Genomic DNA, 25,595 nt, shown 5'->3' on the forward strand with positions numbered 1-25,595 from the left:
TATGAAAATTTTAAAACTATTTACTGTATTCGTTTTATTGTTGTGTGTATCAACAATAACAGCACAACAAACACCTGCATCAAAACAAGTGCAAGCTATAACTATTGAAGGCGCTACCGCGCACCTCGGAACTGGTGATGTTATTGAAAACTCATTAATCATGTTTGAAAACGGTAAGCTTACATTTGTTGGTAGTGCTATGGCAAAAATTGCAAGAAAAGGAACCATTATCAATGCTAAAGGCAAGCATATATATCCAGGTTTTATCATTCCTAACTCAACATTAGGTTTGGTAGAAATTGATGCCGTAAGAGCCACTCAAGACAACCGAGAAGTAGGGCAAATGAATCCTCACATCCGTAGTTTGATTGCTTACAACACCGAATCTAAAATCATAGAAAGTATGCGTCCTAATGGCGTTTTAGTGGGGCAAATCACACCGCAAGGCGGTCGTATTTCTGGCACATCATCAGTTGTGCAGTTTGATGCTTGGAACTGGGAAGACGCTTCAATAAAAACAGATGATGGCATTCATTTAAACTGGCCAAATCCTTATTCAAAAGGCCGCTGGTGGCTTGGAGAACCAGCAACATTAAAGCCTAATGATAATTACGGAAAACAAGTTGAAGCACTAACATCTTACATTACCCAAAGCAAAGCTTATAATAACGGAGATAATAACACAAAACACCTTCCTTTTAATGCTTTGAAACCTATTTTTACAGGAAGTAAAACGCTATATATTCATGCTGATGATGAGAAAAGCATAACAGACGCTATTATGTTTGCCAAAGATACAGGTGTAAAAAACACAGTTATAATTGGCGGATACGAAGCTTACAAAGTAACCGATTTACTAAAACAGCATAACATTGCTGTTATATTGAACCGCGTACATAGTCGACCTAATACTGATGATGAAGACTATGACCTACCTTTTAAAGCTGCAAAACTATTAGTAGACAAAGGTATTCTGGTTGCTCTACAAGCAAACGGTGATATGGAACGTATGAACTCAAGAAACTTGCCTTTTTATGCTGGAACTTGCGCAGCTTACGGACTTGATAAAGAAGAAGCTCTAAAACTTATCACCTCTAATACAGCAAAAATATTAGGCGTTGATGAGATTTGTGGTTCACTAGAAGTAGGTAAAGATGCTACACTATTCATTAGTGAAGGTGATGCTCTTGATATGCGAACCAACCAGTTAATAAAAGCTTTTATTCAAGGACGCGATATAAGTTTAGAAACTCACCAAACCGAACTTTGGCAACGTTATTCAAATAAATACAAAAATCAATAATATAAAAAGCGGGTCTGATAGACTCGCTTTTTTTTAAATTATAGTTTAAGCAAAAACCTTACTTTTGCTATTCATTATGACAAAGCAAATTACTAGCGTTCAAAACGCTTTTATAAAAGACCTATTCCAACTCAAGGAAAAATCTCGAGCTCGTAAAAAAACGGGAAACTTTTTAATTGAAGGTAAGCGCGAGTTATCATTAGCTATAAAAGGAGACTATACTATTGAAACGGTTTTATTTTATTCTGAGTTAATTTCTGAATCAGAATTGAAAAGTCTAATAGGTACATCATACAATATCATAGAAATATCTAAAGAGGTCTATCAAAAACTAGCACATCGAGACACTACCGAAGGCGTTCTTGCTGTTGCAAAGTCAAAACAACACAACCTGAACGATATTCAGTTAAGCTCTAAAAACCCACTAATTTTAGTCGCTGAAGCCCCTGAAAAACCAGGCAATATAGGTGCTATTTTACGCACTGCCGATGCTGCTAATGTTGACGCTGTTATAATCGCTAATCCTAAAACCGATTTGTACAACCCCAATATTATTCGTTCTAGCGTGGGTTGTGTGTTTACAAAACCTATTGCCACAGGAACCACAACGCAAATTATAACCTACCTAAAAGCTAACAGCATACATATTTACTGTGCAGCATTACAGGCTTCTGTAAACTACCACACACAAGACTACACAAAGCCTACAGCCATTGTTGTTGGCACTGAAGCTACAGGCTTAAGTGATGAATGGCTTACTGCTTCTACCCAAAATATCATTATCCCTATGCAAGGCGAAATAGACTCTATGAATGTCTCTGTTGCTGCAGGAATACTTATTTTTGAAACAAAACGACAACGCAATTTTAAATGACAGCTACTACGCTTTTCTACATCATCATAGCTATTATTATTATCAACTTTATTGTTGACAAGGTTTTAGATACCCTCAACGCAAAGCATTTTAATGATACAATTCCTGAAACCTTAAAAGATGTTTATGACGAAGCTGATTATAAAAAATCACAAGCTTACAAAACAACAAATTATAAGTTTGGTGTTATTACAAGCTCCTTTTCGCTTCTGCTTACATTGGTTTTTTTAGTGTTTGACGGTTTTGAATACATTGACAATATAGCAAGAGAATTTAGTGACAACACGATAGTTATAGCGTTAGTTTTCTTTGGCATTATTATGATAGGCAGTGACATCATCACAACGCCATTTTCTTATTATAAAACCTTTGTTATAGAAGAACGTTTTGGATTTAATAAAACTACCAAACAAACATTCTTCTTAGATAAGATAAAAAGCTGGGTAATGATGGCTATAGTTGGTGGCGGCATTTTAGCCTTAATCATCTGGTTTTATCAAGCTACAAAAACAAACTTCTGGCTTTATACTTGGGCTTTAGTAACTGCTTTTACAGTGTTTATGAATATGTTTTACTCTAAATTAATAGTACCTATATTCAACAAACAAACACCTCTTGAACCTGGTACATTACGTGATAAAATATCAGCTTACGCAAATACCGTTGGCTTTAAACTAGATAAAATATTTGTAATTGATGGTTCTAAACGTAGTACAAAAGCCAATGCTTATTTCTCTGGGTTTGGCAGCGAAAAACGTGTTACACTTTATGATACCTTAATCAATGATTTAGATGATGATGAAATTGTGGCTGTATTAGCGCATGAAGTTGGACATTACAAAAAGAAACACATTATTTTCAACCTTGTTGCCTCGGTTATCTTAACAGGTATTACACTGTACATCCTTTCAATTTTTATTTCAAACCCTATACTATCACAAGCCATTGGTGTAAAAACACCGAGCTTTCACATTGGTTTAATAGCTTTTGGAATGCTGTATGCACCGATTTCTGAAATCACAGGTTTAATTATGAACTGGTTCTCAAGAAAATTTGAATACCAAGCTGATGATTATGCAAAGTACACTTACAAAGCTCAACCGCTAATTTCTGCCTTAAAAAAACTATCTAAAAACAGCTTAAGCAACCTTACACCACATCCTGCTTATGTTTTTATGCACTACTCACATCCTTCATTATTAAAGCGAGTTCAAAACTTAAAGAAGTAAACCATTTGAAAAAAACGGTTCAAATACAATTCAAAGAAAAACACTTCATAAATAAGTTAGGTAATATTTTAAGTATCGTGTTGTTTTTAGTTTTAATCTACTACTTGGTATCAGCTAGCTTTTATAGATTAAATTTCAGCGAAAATGCAATTTTTATTTTTCTACTACTACTTGCATTTGTCATCTCTGGTTCTTTAGCTTATTACAGAACCTATGACACAGCCACTATTGACTTTATAAACGAAGGAATTATTATACAGGCTAAAATTGGCTTTATCCCAATAAAATATGAAGACATAACGTTTTTTAAAAGCTATGGCATTATATATTACGATGAAAACACAGTTGAGTTTTTAATAGAAACTAAAAATTCAAATACTTACAAAATAAAATCGCATCCTGACATTTATGAGAGCCTAATAAGTGTTTTTCCTGATAAAAATGGAAAGTATTTGCTATAAAAGTCCTATAAAAACCAAAACAAACTATTGCTCATTAAGTTTCTTTATCTTATTTTAGTTATATGACAGAAATTGATATAGAAAAAGAGAACGCTGCCATTGCCAAAGCCTACAAAGAGCTCCTTAGAGTAAGTTATAGAACCCTTTCTGATGACGACAAAAAACTAATAAGAAAAGCCTTTGAAGTCGCTTTAGATGCACACAGCGAACAACGAAGAAAATCTGGAGAAGCTTACATCTTCCATCCTATTGCTGTGGCTAAAATTGTAGCTCAAGAAATTGGACTTGACGCAACATCTATTGCCGCTGCATTACTACACGATGTTGTTGAAGACAACGAAAACTACGCTATTTCTGACATTGAACAACTTTTTGGTGAAACTGTAGCTCGTATTGTTGATGGACTTACAAAAATTTCCTCTCTAAACAAATCTACCGATGTTTCTCTACAAGCAGAAAATTTTAGAAAAATGCTGCTTACACTCAATGATGATGTAAGAGTTATTATCATAAAAATTGCTGACAGGTTGCACAACATGCAAACTATGGATTCTATGCGTGCTGACAAACAAGTGAAAATCGCATCTGAAACCCTATACATTTATGCTCCATTAGCTCATAGAATAGGTTTATATAATATAAAAACCGAACTAGAAGATTTAGGCCTAAAATATACAGAACCTGAAGTATACAATGACATTCTAACAAAAATTAAAGAAAGTAAAGAAGAACAAGATGCTTATATAAAAGAGTTTAGTGATGTTATCAGAACGTCTCTAGATAAAGAAAGGCTTAATTACGAAATCAAAGGGCGTCCAAAATCTATATTTTCTATACGCAGAAAAATGCTTAATCAAGGCGTTACCTTTGATGAAGTATATGACAAGTTTGCGGTAAGAATTATTTACAACAGTGATCTTGATAATGAAAAGTTCCTAGCTTGGAAAATTTACTCTATCGTTACAGATCATTTTAGACCAAACCCTACAAGACTTCGTGATTGGATATCCTCACCAAAATCAACAGGTTACGAAGCTCTTCATATTACCGTTGTAGGCCCTAAAGGACGCTGGGTAGAAGTACAAATTCGTAGTGAACGCATGAATGAAATTGCAGAAAAAGGCTATGCAGCACACTACAAATATAAAGAAGGTAATGACAATGACGACAGTTTAGACTCATGGATATCAAGACTTCAAGAAGCTTTAGAAAGCCCTGAAACTAATGCTGTAGACTTTGTAGAGCAGTTCAAACTAAATCTTTACTCTAAAGAAATTTTTGTTTTCACCCCAAAAGGCGATTTAAAATCATTACCTAAAGGCGCAACACCTCTTGATTTTGCTTTTAGTATTCATACTGAAATTGGTATGAAAACTCGTGGCGCTAAAGTAAACGGCAAACTAGTCCCTTTAAGCCATACCCTAAAAAGCGGTGACCGTGTTGATGTGTTAACCTCTGAAAGCGCAAAACCTAACCCTAACTGGCTAGATTATGCCACAACAGCACGTGCTAGAAGCAAAATTAAATCAGCTCTTAAAGAAGATAAAAAAGAAATTGCTGAAGACGGAAAAGAAATTTTACGCCGTAAACTAAAACAGCTCAAAATAAATTTAGATGAAAAATCTATAAACCAACTCGTTAATCATTTTAAACTAAAAACCAGTTTAGACTTATTTTATCGTGTTGGTGTCGGCACAATAGACAATGCCATGCTTAAAGACTTTGCCTCATCCAGAAGCAATGCCTTTATGAGCTACTTAAAAAACAAAATCTCTAGAAAACCTTCCATTCCAAAAGAAGAACTAGAAAAAGATGAAATAACATCAAAATATGATCAATTAGTTTTTGGTAAAGAAGAAGAAAAATTAGATTACAAATTTGCAAATTGCTGCAATCCAATTCCAGGAGATCCTGTATTCGGTTTCCTTACCATAAACGATGGGCTAAAAGTGCATAAAAAAAACTGCCCTAACGCTGTAAGTTTACAATCAAACTATGCATACAGAATCATGACTGCAAAATGGATTGATTCTTCACAACAAGAATTTGCAACACAAATAAAACTCTCTGGTATAGATAATTTAGGACTCGTAAACAACATTACACAAGTCATTTCATCAAACATGCATGTCAACATGAAAAGCATCAGTTTTGAAAGTGATGATGGTGTTTTCTCTGGTAAAATTAACGTAGTTGTACAAAACAATACCATGTTAAAAAAGCTTATGGATAACCTAAAAAAAATTAATGGTATAGATAAAGTATACAGAGTTTAAAAATAAGTGTAAATTTGCATTGAAATTATGAGTGTAAAAACAGATATAAAAAACCAGGAAATTGTTAAAAATGTCTTTACAGCCTACTTAGAGGAAAAAGGACATAGAAAAACACCAGAACGCTACGCTATTCTTCAAGAAATTTATGATAGTGAGGAGCATTTTGATATAGAATCATTATACCTCAACATGAAAAACAAAAAGTATCGCGTTAGTAGAGCCACACTTTACAATACTATAGAACTACTTTTAGAGTGCGGATTAGTTAGGAAACATCAGTTTGGTCAAAATCAAGCTCATTATGAGAAATCTTACTTTGACAAACAACACGACCATGTAATTCTAACTGATACTGGTGAAGTGATAGAATTTTGCGACCCTCGTATACAATCTATCAAAAAAACAATTGAAGAAGTTTTTGATATTGAAATCACAAACCACTCACTTTACTTTTACGGCAACAAAAAAACAACTAAATAACATATTTTATAATGGCAGTAGATTTACTACTAGGATTACAATGGGGAGACGAAGGCAAAGGAAAAATTGTTGATGTTCTTACCTCCAAATACAACATTATTGCTAGATTTCAAGGTGGGCCTAACGCTGGTCACACACTAGTATTTAATGGTAAAAAACACGTTTTACATACCATTCCTTCAGGAATTTTTCATGACGATGCAGTCAATTTAGTAGGAAATGGTGTTGTTATAGATCCTGTCATTTTCAAAAAAGAACTAGACAACCTAGAAGCACAAGGCGTTGATTACAAAAAAAACCTTTTTATCTCTAGAAAAGCGCACATCATACTACCTACACACCGCTTACTAGACGCTGCTAGTGAGGCTTCAAAAGGAAAAGCAAAAATTGGTTCAACTCTAAAAGGTATCGGACCAACTTACATGGATAAAACCGGAAGAAACGGTATTCGTGTAGGTGATTTAGAATTAGCTGACTGGAAAGAAAAATACCGCGCTCTTGCAGACAAACATGAATCCATGATTGCGTTCTATGATGTAGATGTACAGTATGATTTAGCCGAGTTAGAGAAAGAATTCTTTGAAGCTGTTAAAGTCTTAAAATCATTAAAACTTATAGACTCTGAAGAATATATCTTTCAAGCTCAAAAAGACAAAAAAACCATTTTGGCTGAAGGCGCTCAGGGCTCATTATTAGATATAGACTTCGGTACATACCCATTTGTAACATCAAGCAATACAACAGCAGCCGGAGCATGCACAGGTTTAGGTATTGCTCCAAACAGAATTGGTGATGTTTTTGGTATTTTCAAAGCATACACAACACGTGTTGGTTCTGGGCCATTCCCAACAGAATTATTTGACGAAGATGGTGCTACTATGGCAAAAGTTGGTCACGAATTTGGAGCAACAACAGGACGTCCACGTCGTTGTGGTTGGTTAGATTTAGTAGCTTTAAAATATGCTTGCCAAGTAAATGGTGTTACACAATTAATGATGATGAAAGCTGATGTACTTTCTGGTTTCAAAACCCTAAAAGTATGTACAGCCTACAAATACAAAGGTGAAACTATCACACATTTACCATACAACATCGAGCCTGAAAATGTAGAACCAATTTACACTGATTTTAAAGGCTGGTCAGAAGATCTTACAGAAATGTCTGATGCTTCAAAAATGCCTAAAGAATTAAATGATTATATCGCATTTTTAGAAAAAGAACTTGAAACTCCTATCACTATAGTATCTGTTGGCCCTGATAGAAAACAAACTATTTTTAGGTAGTTCTACTATTATAGCATCCCAACAACGATTGGGATCACATAATTACAATATAACACAAACCCTGTCATAATATTTTCATGACAGGGTTTGTCTATATAAGCCCTAAATACAACATCTCACAACCCTAATCTTGTTCACTTAAATAAACTTTAAAACAAAATCATATAATACATTATTTGATTTATATCCAACAAAAATTTGCATGAAACTCCTAGAAAATCAATTGTATTTCTCTAAAACTTAAACAGCTCCTTAACAACAATCGCATAAGCTTTTCTATTAAAAAAATCATAATCCACAATCAAAGATTATTATAATCATTATTTTTGCTGAAAATCAACATCTATTGAAACAGTTACGCATATACAGTATTCTTTGTTTGATATGGTTCACAACCATGACTAATGCACAAGAACAAAAACGCATTGAGGTAAAATATTCAGGATTTTTAGAATTTAATGATGCTAAAAACCCAGGAATAAAAACCATGACAAGAGATGATTCTGGTCAAATTCACGTGGTGCATGAAGGCGTAGACATGTGGTGCGATCAAGCCCTACTCTACACAAACGAAGACTTTATTGAAGCATACGGCAATGTAAGTATGAAACAAGGAGATACCATAAACATGACCGCAAAGTATGCTGAATATAGCGGAAAAACGCAATTAGCATTTACAAGTGGTGATGTTGTTTTAACAGAACCCAACTCAACTTTAACCACTGACACGCTCTACTTTGACCGTGTCAAGCAACAATCTTTCTACAAAAGTGGTGGCCGTGTAGTTAGAGATTCTTCTGGAACGATAACAAGTACCATAGGACGTTACTACATGGATGCTAAAAAATACCAATTCGTAAATGATGTTGTACTTGTGCACCCAGATTATAGAATAAACACCAACCAATTAGATTTTTATTCAGAAAGCGGTTATGCATATTTATATGGCCCTTCTACAATCACCACAGACGAGAGCACAACCTACTGCGAGCGAGGCTTCTATGATACCGAAAACAAAATAGGTTATGGCATCAAGAAAACACGCATAGATTATGACAACCGCATCTTTGAGGGAGATAGTATGTACTTTGACAATAACCGAAGTTTTGCTTCGGCCACAAACAATATTAAAGTAACAGACACAGCTAATAATAGTGTCATAAAAGGACATTATGCTGAAGTTTATAAAGAACGAGATTCTGTTTTTATTACTAAGCGCGCCCTCGCAATTACCGTACAAGAAAAAGACTCCATCTATATGCATGCTGATACACTTATGGTTACAGGAAAACCTGAACACCGTATCACAAGAGCTTTTAGAAATGTAAAAATGTATAAATCTGACATGAGCGGCAAAGCAGATTCTGTGCATGTAGATCACTTAAACGGTTTAACACAAATGATTAATCTAGCTCGATTATCATCCAATGACCCTTTTGCTCAAAAAAGAACACCGGTATTATGGAATTTACAAAACCAAATGACTGGAGACACCATTCATATAAAATCTAATCCTGAAACAGAAAAAATTGATTCCCTTTTTGTTTTTGAAAATGCATTTATAGTTAGTAGAGATACCATTAGTGAAGATGGCTACAATCAAGTAAAAGGTCAAAGTCTTACAGGCTTGTTTGATGACCAAAATAATTTAAACCAGGTTGATATCATCAAAAATGCCGAATCTATTTTTTATGCTCGTAATGATGAGCAAGAACTATTTGGTATAGACAAAGCAAAATCAGGAAGTATTACTATATTTTTTGAAGAAGGAGAAATAGATCAATATAACAGATATAAAGAAGCCGAAGCAAAAACATATCCAGAATCTGAACTTCCTAAAAACGCTAGAAAGCTACGTGGCTTTGTTTGGCGAGAAGAAGAACGACCTAAAAGTATAGAAGACTTATTTAGTGATGACCCACCTCTAAACCTTCCTACCATAAAAGGGCTAGACGACTATGTTCCTCAAGAAGAATTCTTTGACAAGGCTATGATAGAGCGTATTGATCAAGCTGAAAAAGATGAAGAAGAAAAGGAAGACAAAAAACAGCAACAGGACTTAAAAGAAAAGAAAAAGAAAGCTTATAAAGTTTCTAGAAACCTCCCTAAAGAGATTCAAGAACAACGCATTCAAGAAGATTCTTTAAAAAATTCTGGTGTATTAGTAAATCCCCCAAAACAAGCTCCTAAAAAACAAGGAGACAATTAATTACAATGACATCAGATTTTTTCACATACCAAGCGCAAACATCAGAAAATCCTCTTGCTATGGAAGTCTCTCACGCAAACGGATCTTATATTTACGACAGTAAAAACAAAGCTTATTTAGATTTTGTTGCTGGTGTGTCTGCATGCACATTAGGCCATAAACACCCTAAAGTTGTTTCGGCTATAAAAGAGCAACTAGACCGCTATTTACATGTCATGGTATATGGTGAATACATACAAGAGCCTGCTGTAAACCTAGCCAAGTTATTAGCTAAACACCTACCAGAATCATTAAATAAAACCTACTTAACAAACTCTGGCACAGAAGCTATTGAAGGCGCTTTAAAGCTTGCAAAAAGAGCTACAGGTCGCTCTCAAATCATTGCCGCAAAGCATGCCTATCATGGCAATACTATGGGCTCTATGAGTATTATGGGCTTTGAAGAACGAAAACAAGCTTTTAGACCTCTTTTGCCTGATGTCTCTTTTATTACTTTCAATGATAATAGTGATTTAACAAACATCACTACAAAAACAGCTTGTGTTATTTTAGAAACCATACAAGGTGGAGCAGGTTTTATAGAACCAAAAAACAACTACCTTGAAAATGTTAGAAAACGCTGTGACCAAGTTGGTGCGCTATTAATTTTAGATGAAATTCAACCAGGCGTAGGAAGAACAGGCAAGCTTTTTGGTTTTGAAAACTACAACTGCATACCAGATATTTTAGTTTCAGGTAAAGGACTTGGAGGCGGCATGCCTATTGGTGCATTTACAGCATCTACAAAACTTATGGACTTACTACAAGACAATCCAAAGTTTGGTCATATAACAACCTTTGGCGGACATCCTGTTATTGCTGCTGCGGCTTATGCTACACTAAAAGAAGTTGTTGAAAGTGATTTAATGCAACAAGCTATTGAGAAAGAAGCTTTAGTACGAAAACACCTTATACATCCATTGATTACAGAAATACGAGGAAAAGGATTAATGCTTGCTGCCTTAACTCCTTCAGCTGATATAACCAACAACGTGGTATTAAAAGCTCAAGACAACGGATTGATTCTTTTTTGGCTTCTTTTTGAACCTAAAGCCATACGAATAACGCCACCGCTAACCATTTCAAACGAAGAACTTATAGAAGGCTGCAAAATCATTACCGATATATTAGACACGCTTTAAGCTATTTTTAAACCAAAAACCACTGAAAATCAACAAACAACACCCTAACACATCAAACCTGTTGATTACTTTGTTAAAAACATTTGCCGTAATCGCTGTTTTTAACTCATTTAGAACACTAAATTTAGTACGTAAACCATACAAATGTGCTTATGGAGTTTAGTCCTAACGACAACAACAACTTACCACTTACTAAATTTGAGTCAATGCTAAAAACAAATAATGTTTTGTTTTTTGACTCTGAAGAATTTGAGAACATAATTCATCACTACCTTACACAAGGCAAAGTAGCTTTAGCTAAAAAAGCCATTAAATTAGGATTAGAACAACATCCTACATCAACTAATTTAAAATTGTTTCAGGTAGAAGTTCTTGTGTTTGAAAACAAATTAAATCAAGCTGATAAAATACTTAACAGCTTACATGATTTAGAACCTCAAAACGAAGAAATATACATTCAAAAGGCTAATATTCTATCTAAAAAAGATGACCATGAAAAGGCTATAAACGTCTTAAAAAAATCATTAGAACTTACTGAAGATGTGTCTGATATTTATTCTCTAATTGGTATGGAATACTTGTTTCTAGATAAGTTTGAAGATGCTAAATCATATTTCATGAAGTGTTTAGAAACTGATTTAGAAGACTATTCAGCACTTTACAACATGATGTATTGCTTTGATTTTCTAGAACAAACCGAAGAAGCCATAGAATACCTAAATGCATACCTTAACAACAACCCATATTGTGAAGTTGCTTGGCACCAATTAGGAAAACAATATTACGACTTACAAGATTATAAAAAAGCACTAGCAGCTTTTGATTTTGCAATTATTTCTGATGACACGTTTATTGGTGCTTATATAGAAAAGGGAAAAGTATTAGAAAAGCTAAAAAAATATCAAGAAGCGATTGAAAATTATTCTATCACTCTAAAACTTGATGACCCAACATCTTTTGCTCTTTTACGTATTGGCTCATGTTATGAGAAATTAGGAAATCAAGAATTAGCCGTTCAATATTACTACAAAACAGTACACGAAGACCCTTTATTAGATAAAGGTTGGATCGCCATAACAAAATTCTACACCAAACAACGTAATTTTCAAAAATCACTTTACTACATTAATAAAGCAATTAATATAGATGCAGAAAATGTAACTTACTGGAAATTATACGCTAAAATAAACCAACGTTTAAACTTTCTAGAAGAAGCTGAACGAGGCTTTAAAAAAGCATTAGAACTTGGCAACTATGAGATTGACACTTGGCTAACCAGAGGTGATATTTTATTACAGTTAGGTGAAACCGAAGCCGCAGTATATAATTTTTTACAAGCTTCTGAATTTTATCCTGAAAATGCAGAAATAGAATACCGATTGGCTGGATTATACTATACGCTAAACGAAACAGAGAAAGGCTCATTTCATTTAAAAAACGGCCTACATTTTAACCCTGAATATGCTTTTATTCTAAAAGAACTTTTCCCAAAAGTTTATAACAAACAACAAGTTAAATCCTTATTAAAAACAGATTAATAAGTCTAATCGTCTAACTAAAAATACATACCTTTGATTTTCTTAAAAATCAAACTATGCAACGACGCTTTTTAGACTATACAATCATCACACTAAAAGGTTTAGCTATGGGTGCTGCCGATGCCGTTCCTGGAGTTTCTGGTGGTACTATTGCTTTTATATCTGGTATTTATGAAGAGCTCATTGCGACTATAAGTAATATAAACTTATCTCTTTTTAAAACCTTAAAACAAGAAGGTTTTGGTGCTTTTTGGAAAGCAGCAAATGGTAATTTTATCACTGCGCTTTTAATAGGTATAGTTATAAGTTTTGTGTCGTTTATGCGACTAGCTAAATACTTAATAGAATATCATCCTGTTTTAATCTGGTCATTCTTTTTTGGACTAATTGTAGCCAGCATTTATTTTGTTGGAAAACAAATACAAAAATGGAATTTAACCACTTTTTTAGGTATTATTTCTGGAGCCGTTTTAGCTTATTACATTACAACCATTCCTGCTTCTCCTGTAAATAACAGCCCTTATTTTTTATTTTTTGCTGGAGCTGTTGCTATTTGCGCCATGATTTTACCTGGTATTTCAGGATCGTTCATCTTGCTTATTCTTGGAGCATATAAAACGTTGAGCAATGCCTTTCATGACTTTGATTTAAAAAAAATATTCATATTTGCTTTAGGTGCTCTTGTAGGTTTGTTAAGCTTTAGCCATATTTTAAAATGGTTATTTAAAAAGTATCACAACCTGACATTAGCGTTACTTACAGGGTTTATTATTGGGTCACTAAACAAAGTTTGGCCTTGGAAAAAAACCATATCAGTTATGGTTGAAGAAACAGGAGAAATAGTTCCGTTTTCTAAAGTTTCAGAATTTGCAACACTATCTGTACAACAAATACAAAGTAATGATTTTGAAACCTATAAAACTATTTTAGAAAAAAGCATATCACCTATTCACTATTCTGAATTAAATAAATACGCTGCTCAAGATCAATTAGTACCAGCTATAATATTAATGATTACCGGATTTTTAACTATTTTTATATTAGAACGCCTAGGTAAAAGAAACCGATAATGCAAAGTACTAGAACACTAACAGACAAAATCTTTTTAGTATTAAAAGGATTAGGAATGGGAGCTGCCAATAAAGTTCCTGGTGTATCTGGTGGTGTTGTAGCATTTGTTGCTGGCTTTTATGAAGAATTTATCTACTCGCTTCAAAAAGTAAATGGTAAAGCCTTTAAGCTACTTATAAACGGAAGATTTAAAAGCTTTTTCAGATATATTAATGGAAGATTTTTAAGCCTGTTATTTTTTGGGATGCTTATAAGTTATTTCAGCGTTTCAAAAATATTAGATTATTTAATTATTCATTACGAGCTCTATGTTTGGAGTGTGTTTTTTGGAATGATTATAGGCTCTATTTATTACATAAGCAAAGATTTTAAAAGCTGGAATTACAAAACAGGCTTATCTTTAATTATTGGTATTGTTATAGGATTAAGCATAAGTTTTTTAGACCCAGCAAAAGAAAATGATAACCTTTGGTTTGTTTTCTTCTGTGGTATAATAAGTGTTTCGGGGATGACATTACCTGGTTTTTCAGGGTCTTTCATACTTATTTTATTAGGAAATTACGTACTACTACTCGTAGACTCCGTAAATGCTTTGTATGATACATTTGCCAATATTTTAAGTTGGGATTTCAGCTTCACAAAAGATCCTGAACGCATAAGAATGCTAAAAGTTCTGGCCGTATTTACATTAGGTTCTATTGCCGGATTAGTAACCTTTTCTCATTTATTAAATTACATTTTAAAACATTACAAAAACATAACAACGGCTTCAATTATTGGGTTTATTATTGGCTCACTTGGTGTTGTTTGGCCGTGGAAAAAAACTATTTATAAATTATCTAATTCTGGAACAATAATTCTAGACTCTTCTGGAAAAAAAATTATTGAAAATTACCAACGTTTCATTCCAGATTTACATACCGAAACTTACTATGCTGTTGGTTATATTCTTTTAGGAATAATTATTGTTTTAGCATTAGAAATTTACGGACAAAAAACACGAAAAGTTCATGACTGATTTTGGATTATTAGGAAAAAACATATCGTATTCCTTTTCTGAAAGCTATTTTAAAATAAAATTTGAAGACGAAAACATTAAAGACACCTTTTATAAAAATTTTGATATAAAATCGATTGCAGAATTTCCTTCTATATTAAAAAACAACGCTAATTTAAAAGGGCTTAATGTTACCATTCCTTATAAAGAAGCCGTTATTCCATTTTTGGATAAAATAGATAAAAAAGCTGAAAAAATAGGCGCTGTAAACACTATAAAAATCACTAAAAAAGGAAAATTAAAAGGCTATAACACCGATTTTTATGGGTTTAAAAAATCATTAAAACCATTTTTAAAATCGCATCACAAACGTGCTTTAATATTAGGCACAGGTGGCGCCAGTAAAGCTGTTGCTTTTAGCTTAAAAAGACTTGATATTCCTTACACATTTGTATCTCGAGAAGCCTCTAAAAAGAAAGCACCTCTAACCTACAATAGCCTTACTGAAGATATTTTAAGTACACATGAAATAATAATAAACTGTACACCATTAGGAACCTTTCCAGACATAAATCATTGTCCTAACATACCTTATAAGGCAATCACAGAAAAACACATCCTTTTTGATTTAATTTACAACCCTGAAGAAACCTTATTTCTAAAAAAAGGAAAACAGCAAAAGGCCACAACAATAAACGGTTACGAAATGCTAAAACTACAAGCCGAAAAATCTTGGAAAATCTGGAATTCTTAAACCCGTATTTTTAAAATCTATTAAAAAACTAGGAACCCTTTGTAAATATTTAACTTGTTAGTATCTTTAACGCTAAAGCGAATTTAAGAACCTTAAACTTTTTTAAGATGTCAGAGCAAGATAACCTGCAAGAAGCAGATGGAAACAAAGAGCAAGAAACTGTAAATGATACAGCACAAACGCCACAACCTGAAGCACCTCAAGATGATGATGCTGTTATAAATGAAATAGACGAATCTAACGCTGAAGATGCAGAAGATGAAGGTTCTAAAGACCGTCATACTATTGAAGAAAAAGAGTATGAAAAAATGTCTATGGAAGACCTTGTTGAAGAACTTGATAAGCTTGTAAAAAACGAAAAGGTTCAAGCTATAAAAACTCATGTTGAAAACATACGCACAGAATTCAAATCAAAATTCAATGCCTTTCTTGATGAGAAAAAAGAAGAATTTTTAAATGAAGGAGGCAACGAAATTGATTTTTACTTCTCAAGCCCGTTACAAAAACGCTTTAAAGACACATACAAAGACTATAGAAGTAAGCTTAATGCTCATTACAACAACATACAATCTAGTCTAAAAAACAACCTTTCTGAACGTCTTGAGATTATTGAAGAAATAAAAGGATTGATTAATGTAGAAGAAAACATTAACACAACCTACAAACATTTTAAAGAGCTACAAGACCGCTGGAAAAATGCTGGACCAATCCCTAGAGATAAGTACAATAATGCCTGGAACAGCTATCATCATCATGTTGAGATTTTTTATGACTTTTTACATTTAAATAGAGACTTACGCGATTTAGATTTTAAACACAATCTGGAGCAAAAACTAAAAATAATAGACCGCGCTGAAGAACTTGCCAAAGACGACAACTTAAATCGTGCTTTTAGAGAGCTTCAAGTTTTACATAAAATGTGGAAAGAAGAGCTTGGTCCAGTTGGAAAAGAACATCGTGAAGAAATCTGGAACCGATTTAAAGCGGCTACAAAAACCATACATGACAAGCGCCAATTATATTTTGCTGAACTTGACAAAGTTTATGAAGATAACCTTAAAGTAAAACACGCAATAATTGACAAAATTAATGTCATTGCTGAAAAAGGCGCAAACTCACACAAAGAGTGGCAAGCAGCCATAAAAGATGTTGAAGCTTTAAGAAACGAATTCTTTAACGCCGGTAAAGTTCCTATCAAAGTAAATGAGGCCACATGGGCAAAATTTAAAGATGTTGTAAGAACTTTTAATAGAAAGAAAAACGCCTTTTATAAAGACCTAAAGAAAGATCAATACGACAACCTACAAAAAAAGCTAGATTTAATAAAAATTGCTGAAGATAATAAAGACAGTGACGATTTTGAAACAGCAACACCTTTGATGAAAAAAATTCAAAGTGATTGGAAAAAAATAGGTCATGTTCCTAGAAAAAACAGTGATAAAATATGGCTGCAATTCAAAGCAGCATGTAACCATTATTTTGACCGCTTACACGCTGCTAAAAATGCAGCAAACGCTGAAGGAAATGAAGCTTATGCTAAAAAAAGTGAGTTATTAGACACTATAAAATCCATAGAACTTTCTGGTGATAAAGATGCTGATATTACACTTATAAAATCGCATATTGATACATGGAAAAACCTTGGAAATGTTCCACCTAACAAACGCTATATAGAAGGAAAATTAAATAGCGTATTAGACGAGCTGTTTAGCAAATTGAATCTAAACAAAAATGAAGCAGAGCTTATTAAGTTTGACACAAAACTAGAAATACTAAACAATGCTCAAGACTCAAGACATTTAGATAATGAACGTACTTTTATTCGTAAAAAAATAAATGAGATAAAGTCTGAAATAAATCAACTTGAAAATAACCTTCAGTTTTTCACCAATGTTGATGAGAGTAATCCACTAGTTAAAGAAGTACACAATAACATAAATCAGCATAAAGAATCGCTGAAATTATGGAAAACCAAATTGAGTAAAATAAAAGAACTCTATTAAAAAACATTCCTTATTAAATAACCAAATCCTGCTTATTGATTAATAATCTTCAAACAGGATTTCGGTTCCTAACTAAACTAACTAAACAGTTATTTTTTCCCAACAAAAAATAACTAAATGTATCAATGACACGTAAGGTAATTTTTGATTATGCTATTAATCTACTTATGAATTTGTGTCATTGTTTTATATATACGCGTTAAGTTTACGTTTGGATCTTTTTAGATTAAAAAAAATTAAAGTTTTTTTGCTTCTTCCCAAAAAACGTCCATTTCTTCTAGGGTCATGTCTTTTAAAGATTTGTTTAAACTTCTTGCTTTTGACTCTAAATATTGGAACCTTTTTGTGAATTTTTTGTTTGTTCTCTCTAATGCATTCTCTGGGTTTATTTTTAAAAACCTGGCATAGTTTACCATTGAAAATAAAACGTCTCCAAATTCATTTTCCATAGCATCGGTATTACCTTGATCAACTTCATGCTTAAATTCTGCCAACTCCTCTTCTACTTTTTCCCAAACTTGATGCGGTTGCTCCCAATCAAAACCAACTCCTGCTACCTTATCTTGAATTCTATTAGCCTTTACCAATGCAGGCAAACTCTTTGGCACGCCTTCTAAAACACTTGTTTTCCCTTTTCCTTCTTTTAGTTTTATTTGCTCCCAATTACGTTTTACATCTGCTTCATCAGTAACTTTAACATCACCATAAATATGCGGATGTCTGTGTACTAACTTATCACAGATACTATGGCAAACATCGGCTATATCAAAATCATTAGTTTCACTACCTATTTTAGAATAAAATACGATATGCAGTAGTACGTCGCCTAATTCCTTTTTTATTTCTTGTAGATCATTATCTAATATGGCATCGCCAAGCTCATAAGTTTCTTCTATGGTAAGATGTCTTAAGGTTTCCATGGTTTGTTTTTTATCCCATGGACATTGTTCCCTAAGTTCATCCATAATAGTAAGTAGACGGTCAAATGCTTTTAGTTGATTGGCTCTTGAATTCATATAGATGTTTTAAGTTATTTTTTAAAAATTAGCGTGTTGTTTATATAGTAAAAGTACAATTATTATGAAGTTAAGTATTTGCTTTAAATAAAAAAATCCAGCTTTATTGCTGGATTTTTTTTATCTAAAAAGTATTTTATTCTTCTTCATCTGTTGTTGATTCTTCAACATCAAAATCTAACATATCATGTTTATGAAGTAAGTTATACCATTGTACAACTTTTTTTATGTCACTTGCATATACTCTGTCTTCATCATAATCAGGAAGCACTTCAAAAAAGTATTCTTCTAATTTATCTTTACTGTCTTTATGACTTATAGACGTTGCATTGGCGTTTTCTTTTTCTTTTATTTTAGTAAATACATCACGTAACGGCACTTCTTCAGTAAGTGTATAAATTGCTATTTCGCTTAAAATACTCACATTGTGATGAATACCTACAGATAATTTTCTTTTATCTATTAACGACTCAGCAACAAAACCTGTTCTGGTTTGTGCTACCATTTTATATAATCCTGGTTTTCCCGCTATTGCTAATACTTTATCTAAACTCATATACTATTTTTAAGGTGGGCAAATATATATTTTTGCAACTGTTATTCAAATATTATCGTTTCTTTTTTTGATTAGGAAAACGCATTCTATAATCAATGTTTATCTTTCCTTTAGAAATATTATTTAGCTTACCTTTTATAAGACGTTTTTTTAAACTAGACAGTTTGTCTGTAAATAAAACTCCTTCTATATGATCATATTCATGTTGAATAACTCTTGCGGCTAATCCATCAAAAACTTCGGTGTGCTTTTCAAAGTTTTCATCATAGTATTCAATGGTAATTTTAGGTTGTCTAAAAACATCTTCTCTTACATCTGGTATACTCAAACACCCTTCGTTAAAAGCCCATTCGTCACCTTCTTCTTTTACTATTTTAGCATTGATAAACACACGCTTAAAATCTTTTAAAAACTCACGTGCTTCTTCCGGCATACCTTCGTCTTCAGCAAAAGGTGATGTATCAACAATAAATAAACGTATAGGCAAACCTATTTGAGGTGCAGCGAGTCCAACACCATAAGCATTGTACATAGTCTCGTTCATATTGGCTATAAGCTCATCTAGTTTTGGGTAATCTTTAGCAATATCCTTTGCTTTAACTTTTAATACGGGATCGCCATAAGCTACTATTGGTAATATCATTTTTTGTTTTTAAAGAATTGACTGCAAAAATACAACACTTCTTTAGTATTCACATAAAAACAATCAATTTATTACGTTAAAACATACTTAAAACGCAATAATCTGACTATTTATAATGTAAGTAGTTTTGAAGAATTAAAGTCGCACTAATTTCATCAACAAGTGCTTTATTTTTACGTTGCTTTTTTGACAAACCACTATCTATCATTGTTTGAAAAGCCATTTTTGAAGTAAAGCGCTCATCGACACGTTTTATAGGAATGGCAGGAATAGCTTTTTCTAGTTTTTTAAGAAAGTTTGAGATTAAAGCTTCGCTTTCTGATGGTTCATTATTCATTTGTTTTGGTTCTCCCACCAAAAACAGCTCTACAGTTTCTTTATTTGTGTAGTCTTTAAGAAAGGTTAATAAGTCTTTTGTTTGAACCGTAGTAAGCCCTGAAGCTATTAGTTGTAACTCATCTGTTACAGCAATACCTGTTCTTACTTTCCCAAAATCTATAGCGAGTAATCTTCCCATACATTTGCAAAGGTAACATAATAAAAAAACTCTCCACTAAAAAGCGGAGAGCACATTGCGAAACTAATTATTTCCCATTATAATTAAAGTGCAACTTATTATTAAGACACTCTTTTATTTGATAGGTCACATTTTTTTTAATGTTTTTTAGCTATACAATTTTATAGGGTTATCTTTGCGAAAACCATTTTTTTACAATGAAACAACTACAACACATAATAGAAGAAGCTTGGGAAAACAGAGAGCTACTTAAAGACAAAGTAACCATTGATAGCATAAGAAGCGTTATAGATTTACTTGACGCTGGAACTTTACGCGTTGCTGAACCTACTGAAAACGGCTGGCAGGTTAACGAATGGGTTAAAAAAGCTGTCGTTTTATATTTCCCAATTCAAAAAATGGAAACTTTTGAAGTCGGTATTTTTGAATATCATGATAAAATTCCTTTAAAAACAGGTTATAAAGACAAAGGTATTCGTGTAGTACCTCATGCTGTAGCACGTCATGGTGCCTATATTTCTAGCGGTGTTATTATGATGCCTAGTTATGTAAATATTGGTGCTTATGTAGATGAAGGCACTATGGTTGATACTTGGGCAACAGTAGGAAGCTGTGCGCAAATAGGCAAAAATGTGCACCTATCTGGTGGTGTTGGTATTGGTGGTGTTTTAGAACCTTTACAAGCAGCTCCTGTAATTATTGAAGACAATGCGTTTATAGGGTCAAGATGTATTGTTGTTGAAGGTGTAAAAGTAGAAACCGAAGCTGTTCTTGGTGCAAACGTAGTACTAACAGCCTCTACAAAAATTATTGATGTAACAGGAGATGAACCTGTTGAAATGAAAGGCATTGTTCCTGCGCGATCTGTTGTAATTCCAGGAAGTTACGCTAAAGAGTTTCCTTCAGGAACTTATAATGTTCCTTGTGCTTTAATTATTGGTAAACGAAAAGAAAGTACAAACAAAAAAACATCTCTTAATGATGCTTTAAGAGAATATGATGTTGCTGTATAAATGAAGATTTTAGTTATTCAACAAAAAATGATTGGTGATGTGCTTACAAGCAGTATTCTGTTTGAAGCATTACGTGAAAAATACCCTAATGCGCAATTAGATTATTTAATAAATTCGCATACCTTTCCTGTTGTTGAAAACAACCCTTTCTTAACTAATTTCATTCATTTCTCACCTGAAGTTGAAAAAAGCAAACGAAAACTTTTTAAACTAGCAAAAAGCATAAAAAAGAATAAGTATGATGTTGTTATTGATGTGTATTCCAAACTCTCTAGCAACATCATAACTTTATTTTCTGGAGCAAAAACAAAAATTTCGTACCACAAATCTTATACAACTTTTGTTTATACTCACAATATAAAACGTTTAACTAGCACTAGCAATCCTGCTGGTTTAGCTATTGTAAACAGGCTACAATTATTAGAACCTCTAGGCATTGATATAGAAAACATAAAGCCTAAAATTTATATCACTCAACAAGAAAAAGAAACTAGTAAAGCATTTTTGAGATCTTATAACATAGATTTTAAAAAACCCCTTTTTATGATTAGTGTTTTAGGTAGTGGAGAAAATAAAACTTACCCGTTTCATCATATGGCAAAGGTGATAGATCTTATTGTTTCACAAACTCAAGGCCAAATTTTATTTAACTACATTCCAAAACAAGAACCTGAAGCCAAAGCTATTTTTGATTTATGTAAAACCAACACGCAAAATCATATATACTTTAATGTATACGGTAAAAGCTTACGTGATTTCTTGGCTATAACAACACACTGTAACGCGCTAATTGGCAACGAAGGTGGCGCAGTAAATATGGCAAAGGCTTTGAATATTAAAACGTTTACCATATTTTCACCATGGATAGACAAAGATACTTGGAGTATTTTTGAAGATGACTCTAAAAATGTTTCAGTACATTTAAAAGACTATAAACCTGATCTATATGCTAATAAAACTGAAAAAGAAATGAAACCTCAAGCCATGTCACTTTATCAAGAATTTAACCCTGATTTCTTTGAAAAACAACTCGTATCTTTTTTAAAGCACATATACTAAATGCAAAAACTAACTGCCATAATTCCTGTTGGTAACGAAATACACAATATTGAAGCTGTAATAGATTCAGTAAGGTTTGCCAATGAAATTATTGTTGTAGATAGTTTTACTAACGATGGCACTTATGAAAAAGCAAAAAGTCTTGGTGTCACAGTGTTACAACGAGAGTTTAAATATGCTGCAGACCAAAAAAATTGGGCAATTCCTCAAGCTAAATATGATTGGGTTTTACTTGTTGATGCTGACGAACGTGTAACTCCTGAACTACAAGCCGAAATTATTGATTTATTGAAAAATCCTAAAACAGATCTTGTTGCTTATTGGATAGGTAGAATGAATCATTTTATGGGTAAACGCGTACATTTTAGTGGCTGGAGAAATGATAAAGTTATTCGCTTTTTTAAAAGAGATTCCTGTAAATACGAAGATAAATTTGTGCATGAGGAAATAATAGCAAATGGTCCTGTAAGTAAATTAAAAAACAAGCTTTATCATAACACATATACAACACTTGACGCATACATTGAAAAGCTAAACAAGTATGCTACATGGCAAGCAAAAGATTACGACAAAAAAACAGGAACTTTAACGCCTTACCATTTTGTTATAAAGCCTTTTTGGGGTTTTTTTAAACACTACATTGTACAAAGTGGCTTTAGAGATGGCGTTGTGGGTTTAACCATAGGATATCTTCAAGGTTACGTAGTTTTTATGCGCTACGTAAAATTATGGTTGTTACGTAAAAACAGGAAGTAATTATTTTTTACGCCAAAAAAGCAGTTTCTTTTTTAAGCGAATTTTCCTGTAAAATTTATCTTGAAATTTTTGAGTAGAAGACCACATCAAATTAAAGATTTTTTGAAAATCTTCTCCAGAACATTTAGCATACTCATCACTCATTATTCTCACCACAGATTCATGAACACTTAAGCGCTCAAAATTCCTGATGCGTGTATTAAAAGACATATGCTTAAACTCCATTCGGTTTAAATCAACCAAATAAAATTTATAATCACCATTGTTTATCTGAATTAGGGTATTTCCTGGTGAGTGATCTAAAAAATTAATACCCTTTTTATGTAGGTTGTATGTAAACCTTGTAAATGCTCGTAAAATCTTTTCGTTATTAGGGTAATCTAAATTTAACATCAACTCTCTGTAAGTAATATCATAATCTAAATGCTCGCTAACGTAGTAACTATTTTTAAAAAGAAAAGAGGTTGTTTTCTCATAATAAGCTATTGGTTGTGGCGTGCCTACATTTAATGCCATTAATTTACTAGCATATTCAAAAGAGCGTTGTGCTTTACTTTTTCTAAAAAATTTATAGACTACTTGATTAACAAGGTTTGGTATTTTAAACGATTTTATGTTTAAAACCTTATCCTTAACCTTAAAGGTTTTAAGAGAATTTCTATCTCCACCAGACAGTAAAGTTCCTGAAGCTGAAAAATTGTTAATACAATTTTCAATATCATCTTTAAAAGCTAAAAACTTATCAGAAATTTTAATGTTCATGTGTTTTATTACTTATTTTATAGTATCTTAATTACAGTCTTATCCAATCGTTTCCAACCAAATCGCTTACATCAATACTTTGATCAGCAAACCATTGTTTTGGTGCTATTGTTATTTTGTTTTTAACACCGCTTAACCAAACAGCCCACCAAGAAAAACTACTTGCAGACATAATGAAATGTTGGCAAGAAGCCATTAACTGCAAATCTTCTTTGTATTTAATTTTTTCTGTTTCAAAATCTACAACTGTAAAGTTAGCATCCATTTTTATATTATCAATACACCATTGAGGTTCATCTGAAAATATAAAAAAATGAGGATCCTTTATATGGTCGTTAATATATGAAGAAGCTTTCTCAAAATAATCAGAACTCATAGGTACAAAATAATTATTCTGTACATAATCGCCACGCCTCATATGTACACAAACACTATTGGTTTGTTGTATTTTTTCAAGAATATTTGTTGCTTGTGGTGACAAAGGTTCTTTAAAAGAGAAATCAAGTCGTAATGAGGCTTCAGCATCTCTAAAATATTTTTCGCTTTGCCAGTAACCACTATATAACGCATTGTTTAATGGCGAATTTATCAGGTTATCATCAACCGTAAAGGTTCTTTCCTTTACTTTTTTCTTACCTAATAACTTTATTCCTTTAATTATTTCAACTATAAAATGCAGATGGAGTTTATTAAAAAAACGAATTGTTTTTGGGTTTATTAGGTAACTTTCTTCTACATTAAATATATGAAGTTGATAAGGTCTATAAGTAAACCCTTCTTTCTTTTTTACTCTTAAAATGGTTGTTAAGTCTAACTTTAATGGCGTATTTAATTGCTCTGAAATTCTTTTTCCTAAAGCATACTGAAACATTTGATTTCCTAATCCACCACGCAATCTAACAATAACCATACTTGTACAAATCTTTTAAACACGTCATTTTAAACGTATTTGTTGAAAAACATTAATTATTTAAGCAATATTACAACTTTTCTTATTTTTGCTGTAATATTTTTTTGATATTATCACCATGCAAGATATAATAAATAAAGCCTTTGAAACCTTAAAAAAAGGAGGACTTATACTATATCCTACAGATACTGTTTGGGGTATTGGCTGCGATGCTTCAAATAGTCATGCTGTTGAAAAAATTTACAAACTAAAACAACGTGCTGAAAGCAAAGCGCTTATTTGCCTGGTTGCAAATGATGTTATGCTAAAAACGTATATAAAAAACGTTCCTGAAGTTGCTTATAGCTACTTTAATAATAACGAGAAACCTACGACAATAATTTACAACAATCCGCAACATTTAGCTCCAAACTTAATTGCTGACGACAATACATTAGCAATTAGAATCCCTAATCATGATTTTTGTCTACAACTTCTTAATAAATTTAATGGCGCTATTGTTTCTACATCTGCAAATATTAGCGGTGAACCAACGCCAAATTCATTTAAAGAAATATCTTCTGACATTTTAAAAGGTGTAGACTATGTTGTAAATTTGCCAGACAAAAAAACAGCCACAAAACCATCCTCAATCATAAAATTACACGACGATGGCAGTGTGCAAACAATAAGAAAATAACTCTCAATAATTAGTCCTACTCGAA

At 32.7% G+C, this 25,595-nt stretch carries 24 protein-coding genes; 18 read left to right on the top strand and 6 right to left on the bottom strand.

Going from position 1 to position 25,595, the window contains the following annotated elements:
* The first annotated feature begins 1 nt into the window (after nt 1).
* The 14 genes from ACN5J3_RS09850 to ACN5J3_RS09915 all read left to right on the top strand — a co-directional run bounded on the left by ACN5J3_RS09850 (nt 2) and on the right by ACN5J3_RS09915 (nt 17,659).
* Nucleotides 2-1,303 carry an amidohydrolase family protein gene (locus tag ACN5J3_RS09850; protein WP_418511628.1) on the top strand — a complete coding sequence of 434 codons (1,302 nt, stop codon included), beginning with the start codon at nt 2-4 and terminating at the stop codon, nt 1,301-1,303.
* 76 nt (nt 1,304-1,379) lie between these two features.
* Entirely contained in the window at nt 1,380-2,177 is a 798-nt protein-coding gene (locus ACN5J3_RS09855) for a TrmH family RNA methyltransferase (RefSeq protein ID WP_418511629.1), read from the top strand.
* Nucleotides 2,174-3,406 carry a M48 family metallopeptidase gene (locus ACN5J3_RS09860; protein WP_418511630.1) on the top strand — a complete coding sequence of 411 codons (1,233 nt, stop codon included), beginning with the start codon at nt 2,174-2,176 and terminating at the stop codon, nt 3,404-3,406. Before ACN5J3_RS09855 ends, ACN5J3_RS09860 begins: the two co-directional genes overlap by 4 nt.
* Before the next feature lie 5 nt (nt 3,407-3,411).
* Nucleotides 3,412-3,867 (top strand): hypothetical protein, encoded by a 456-nt coding sequence (locus tag ACN5J3_RS09865; RefSeq protein ID WP_418511632.1) that lies wholly within the window; start codon nt 3,412-3,414, stop codon nt 3,865-3,867.
* Between the two features lie 62 nt (nt 3,868-3,929).
* Nucleotides 3,930-6,143 carry a RelA/SpoT family protein gene (locus ACN5J3_RS09870; RefSeq protein ID WP_417289701.1) on the top strand — a complete coding sequence of 738 codons (2,214 nt, stop codon included), beginning with the start codon at nt 3,930-3,932 and terminating at the stop codon, nt 6,141-6,143.
* Between the two features lie 27 nt (nt 6,144-6,170).
* On the top strand, nt 6,171-6,623 hold the full coding sequence (locus ACN5J3_RS09875; protein ID WP_418509411.1) for a Fur family transcriptional regulator: 453 nt from the start codon (nt 6,171-6,173) through the stop codon (nt 6,621-6,623).
* A gap of 11 nt (nt 6,624-6,634) precedes the next feature.
* The gene (locus ACN5J3_RS09880; RefSeq protein WP_418511633.1) at nt 6,635-7,906 is read left to right on the top strand and encodes an adenylosuccinate synthase; all 1,272 of its coding nucleotides are present in this window, start codon (nt 6,635-6,637) and stop codon (nt 7,904-7,906) included.
* Nucleotides 7,907-8,303: 397 nt separating this feature from the next.
* A complete protein-coding gene (locus ACN5J3_RS09885) occupies nt 8,304-10,115 on the top strand; it encodes an OstA-like protein (RefSeq protein ID WP_418511634.1) in 1,812 nt (603 codons plus the stop codon).
* Nucleotides 10,116-10,120: 5 nt separating this feature from the next.
* Nucleotides 10,121-11,296 (top strand): aspartate aminotransferase family protein, encoded by a 1,176-nt coding sequence (locus ACN5J3_RS09890; protein WP_418511635.1) that lies wholly within the window; start codon nt 10,121-10,123, stop codon nt 11,294-11,296.
* Between the two features lie 152 nt (nt 11,297-11,448).
* A complete protein-coding gene (locus ACN5J3_RS09895; protein ID WP_417289706.1) occupies nt 11,449-12,834 on the top strand; it encodes a tetratricopeptide repeat protein in 1,386 nt (461 codons plus the stop codon).
* A 56-nt stretch (nt 12,835-12,890) separates the two neighbouring features.
* The gene (locus ACN5J3_RS09900; protein ID WP_418511636.1) at nt 12,891-13,904 is read left to right on the top strand and encodes a DUF368 domain-containing protein; all 1,014 of its coding nucleotides are present in this window, start codon (nt 12,891-12,893) and stop codon (nt 13,902-13,904) included.
* Nucleotides 13,904-14,923 (top strand): DUF368 domain-containing protein, encoded by a 1,020-nt coding sequence (locus tag ACN5J3_RS09905; RefSeq protein ID WP_418511637.1) that lies wholly within the window; start codon nt 13,904-13,906, stop codon nt 14,921-14,923. Before ACN5J3_RS09900 ends, ACN5J3_RS09905 begins: the two co-directional genes overlap by 1 nt.
* Nucleotides 14,916-15,656 (top strand): shikimate dehydrogenase family protein, encoded by a 741-nt coding sequence (locus ACN5J3_RS09910; protein ID WP_418511638.1) that lies wholly within the window; start codon nt 14,916-14,918, stop codon nt 15,654-15,656. The genes ACN5J3_RS09905 and ACN5J3_RS09910 overlap by 8 nt, the downstream gene beginning before the upstream one ends.
* 107 nt (nt 15,657-15,763) lie before the next feature.
* On the top strand, nt 15,764-17,659 hold the full coding sequence (locus ACN5J3_RS09915) for a DUF349 domain-containing protein (protein WP_418511639.1): 1,896 nt from the start codon (nt 15,764-15,766) through the stop codon (nt 17,657-17,659).
* Between the two features lie 236 nt (nt 17,660-17,895).
* On the opposite strand, the gene mazG is transcribed toward ACN5J3_RS09915, so the two are convergent.
* The 4 genes from mazG to ruvX form a co-directional block, all read right to left on the bottom strand.
* Complete coding sequence (gene mazG, locus ACN5J3_RS09920; RefSeq protein WP_344728702.1) at nt 17,896-18,675, bottom strand: nucleoside triphosphate pyrophosphohydrolase; 780 nt, start codon at nt 18,673-18,675, stop codon at nt 17,896-17,898.
* A gap of 136 nt (nt 18,676-18,811) precedes the next feature.
* Complete coding sequence (locus tag ACN5J3_RS09925; RefSeq protein WP_344728700.1) at nt 18,812-19,231, bottom strand: DUF5606 domain-containing protein; 420 nt, start codon at nt 19,229-19,231, stop codon at nt 18,812-18,814.
* Nucleotides 19,232-19,283: 52 nt separating this feature from the next.
* Nucleotides 19,284-19,874 (bottom strand): peptide deformylase, encoded by a 591-nt coding sequence (gene def, locus ACN5J3_RS09930; protein ID WP_344728698.1) that lies wholly within the window; start codon nt 19,872-19,874, stop codon nt 19,284-19,286.
* Nucleotides 19,875-19,980: 106 nt separating this feature from the next.
* Nucleotides 19,981-20,391 (bottom strand): Holliday junction resolvase RuvX, encoded by a 411-nt coding sequence (gene ruvX / locus ACN5J3_RS09935; RefSeq protein ID WP_418509400.1) that lies wholly within the window; start codon nt 20,389-20,391, stop codon nt 19,981-19,983.
* Nucleotides 20,392-20,588: 197 nt separating this feature from the next.
* On the opposite strand from ruvX, the gene ACN5J3_RS09940 reads away from it, so the two are divergent.
* Genes ACN5J3_RS09940 through ACN5J3_RS09950 form a run of 3 tightly spaced genes read left to right on the top strand, consistent with a single transcriptional unit; the run spans nt 20,589 to nt 23,219 of the window.
* A complete protein-coding gene (locus ACN5J3_RS09940) occupies nt 20,589-21,404 on the top strand; it encodes a 2,3,4,5-tetrahydropyridine-2,6-dicarboxylate N-succinyltransferase (RefSeq protein ID WP_417289712.1) in 816 nt (271 codons plus the stop codon).
* Nucleotides 21,405-22,463: a glycosyltransferase family 9 protein gene (locus tag ACN5J3_RS09945; protein ID WP_418511640.1), complete on the top strand. Its 1,059-nt coding sequence runs from the start codon at nt 21,405-21,407 to the stop codon at nt 22,461-22,463.
* Entirely contained in the window at nt 22,464-23,219 is a 756-nt protein-coding gene (locus ACN5J3_RS09950) for a glycosyltransferase family 2 protein (RefSeq protein WP_418511641.1), read from the top strand. It abuts the gene before it with no gap.
* Here ACN5J3_RS09950 and ACN5J3_RS09955 read toward each other — a convergent pair whose 3' ends face one another.
* Nucleotides 23,220-23,981: a lipopolysaccharide kinase InaA family protein gene (locus ACN5J3_RS09955; protein ID WP_418511642.1), complete on the bottom strand. Its 762-nt coding sequence runs from the start codon at nt 23,979-23,981 to the stop codon at nt 23,220-23,222.
* 31 nt (nt 23,982-24,012) lie between these two features.
* Complete coding sequence (locus ACN5J3_RS09960; protein ID WP_417289716.1) at nt 24,013-24,891, bottom strand: alpha-1,2-fucosyltransferase; 879 nt, start codon at nt 24,889-24,891, stop codon at nt 24,013-24,015.
* 118 nt (nt 24,892-25,009) lie between these two features.
* On the opposite strand from ACN5J3_RS09960, the gene ACN5J3_RS09965 reads away from it, so the two are divergent.
* Nucleotides 25,010-25,570: an L-threonylcarbamoyladenylate synthase gene (locus tag ACN5J3_RS09965; protein WP_418511643.1), complete on the top strand. Its 561-nt coding sequence runs from the start codon at nt 25,010-25,012 to the stop codon at nt 25,568-25,570.
* Nucleotides 25,571-25,595: the final 25 nt, after the last annotated feature.

It is taken from the genome of Corallibacter sp., from assembly GCF_048381695.1.
Classification (GTDB): Bacteria; Bacteroidota; Bacteroidia; order Flavobacteriales; family Flavobacteriaceae; genus Corallibacter; species Corallibacter vietnamensis.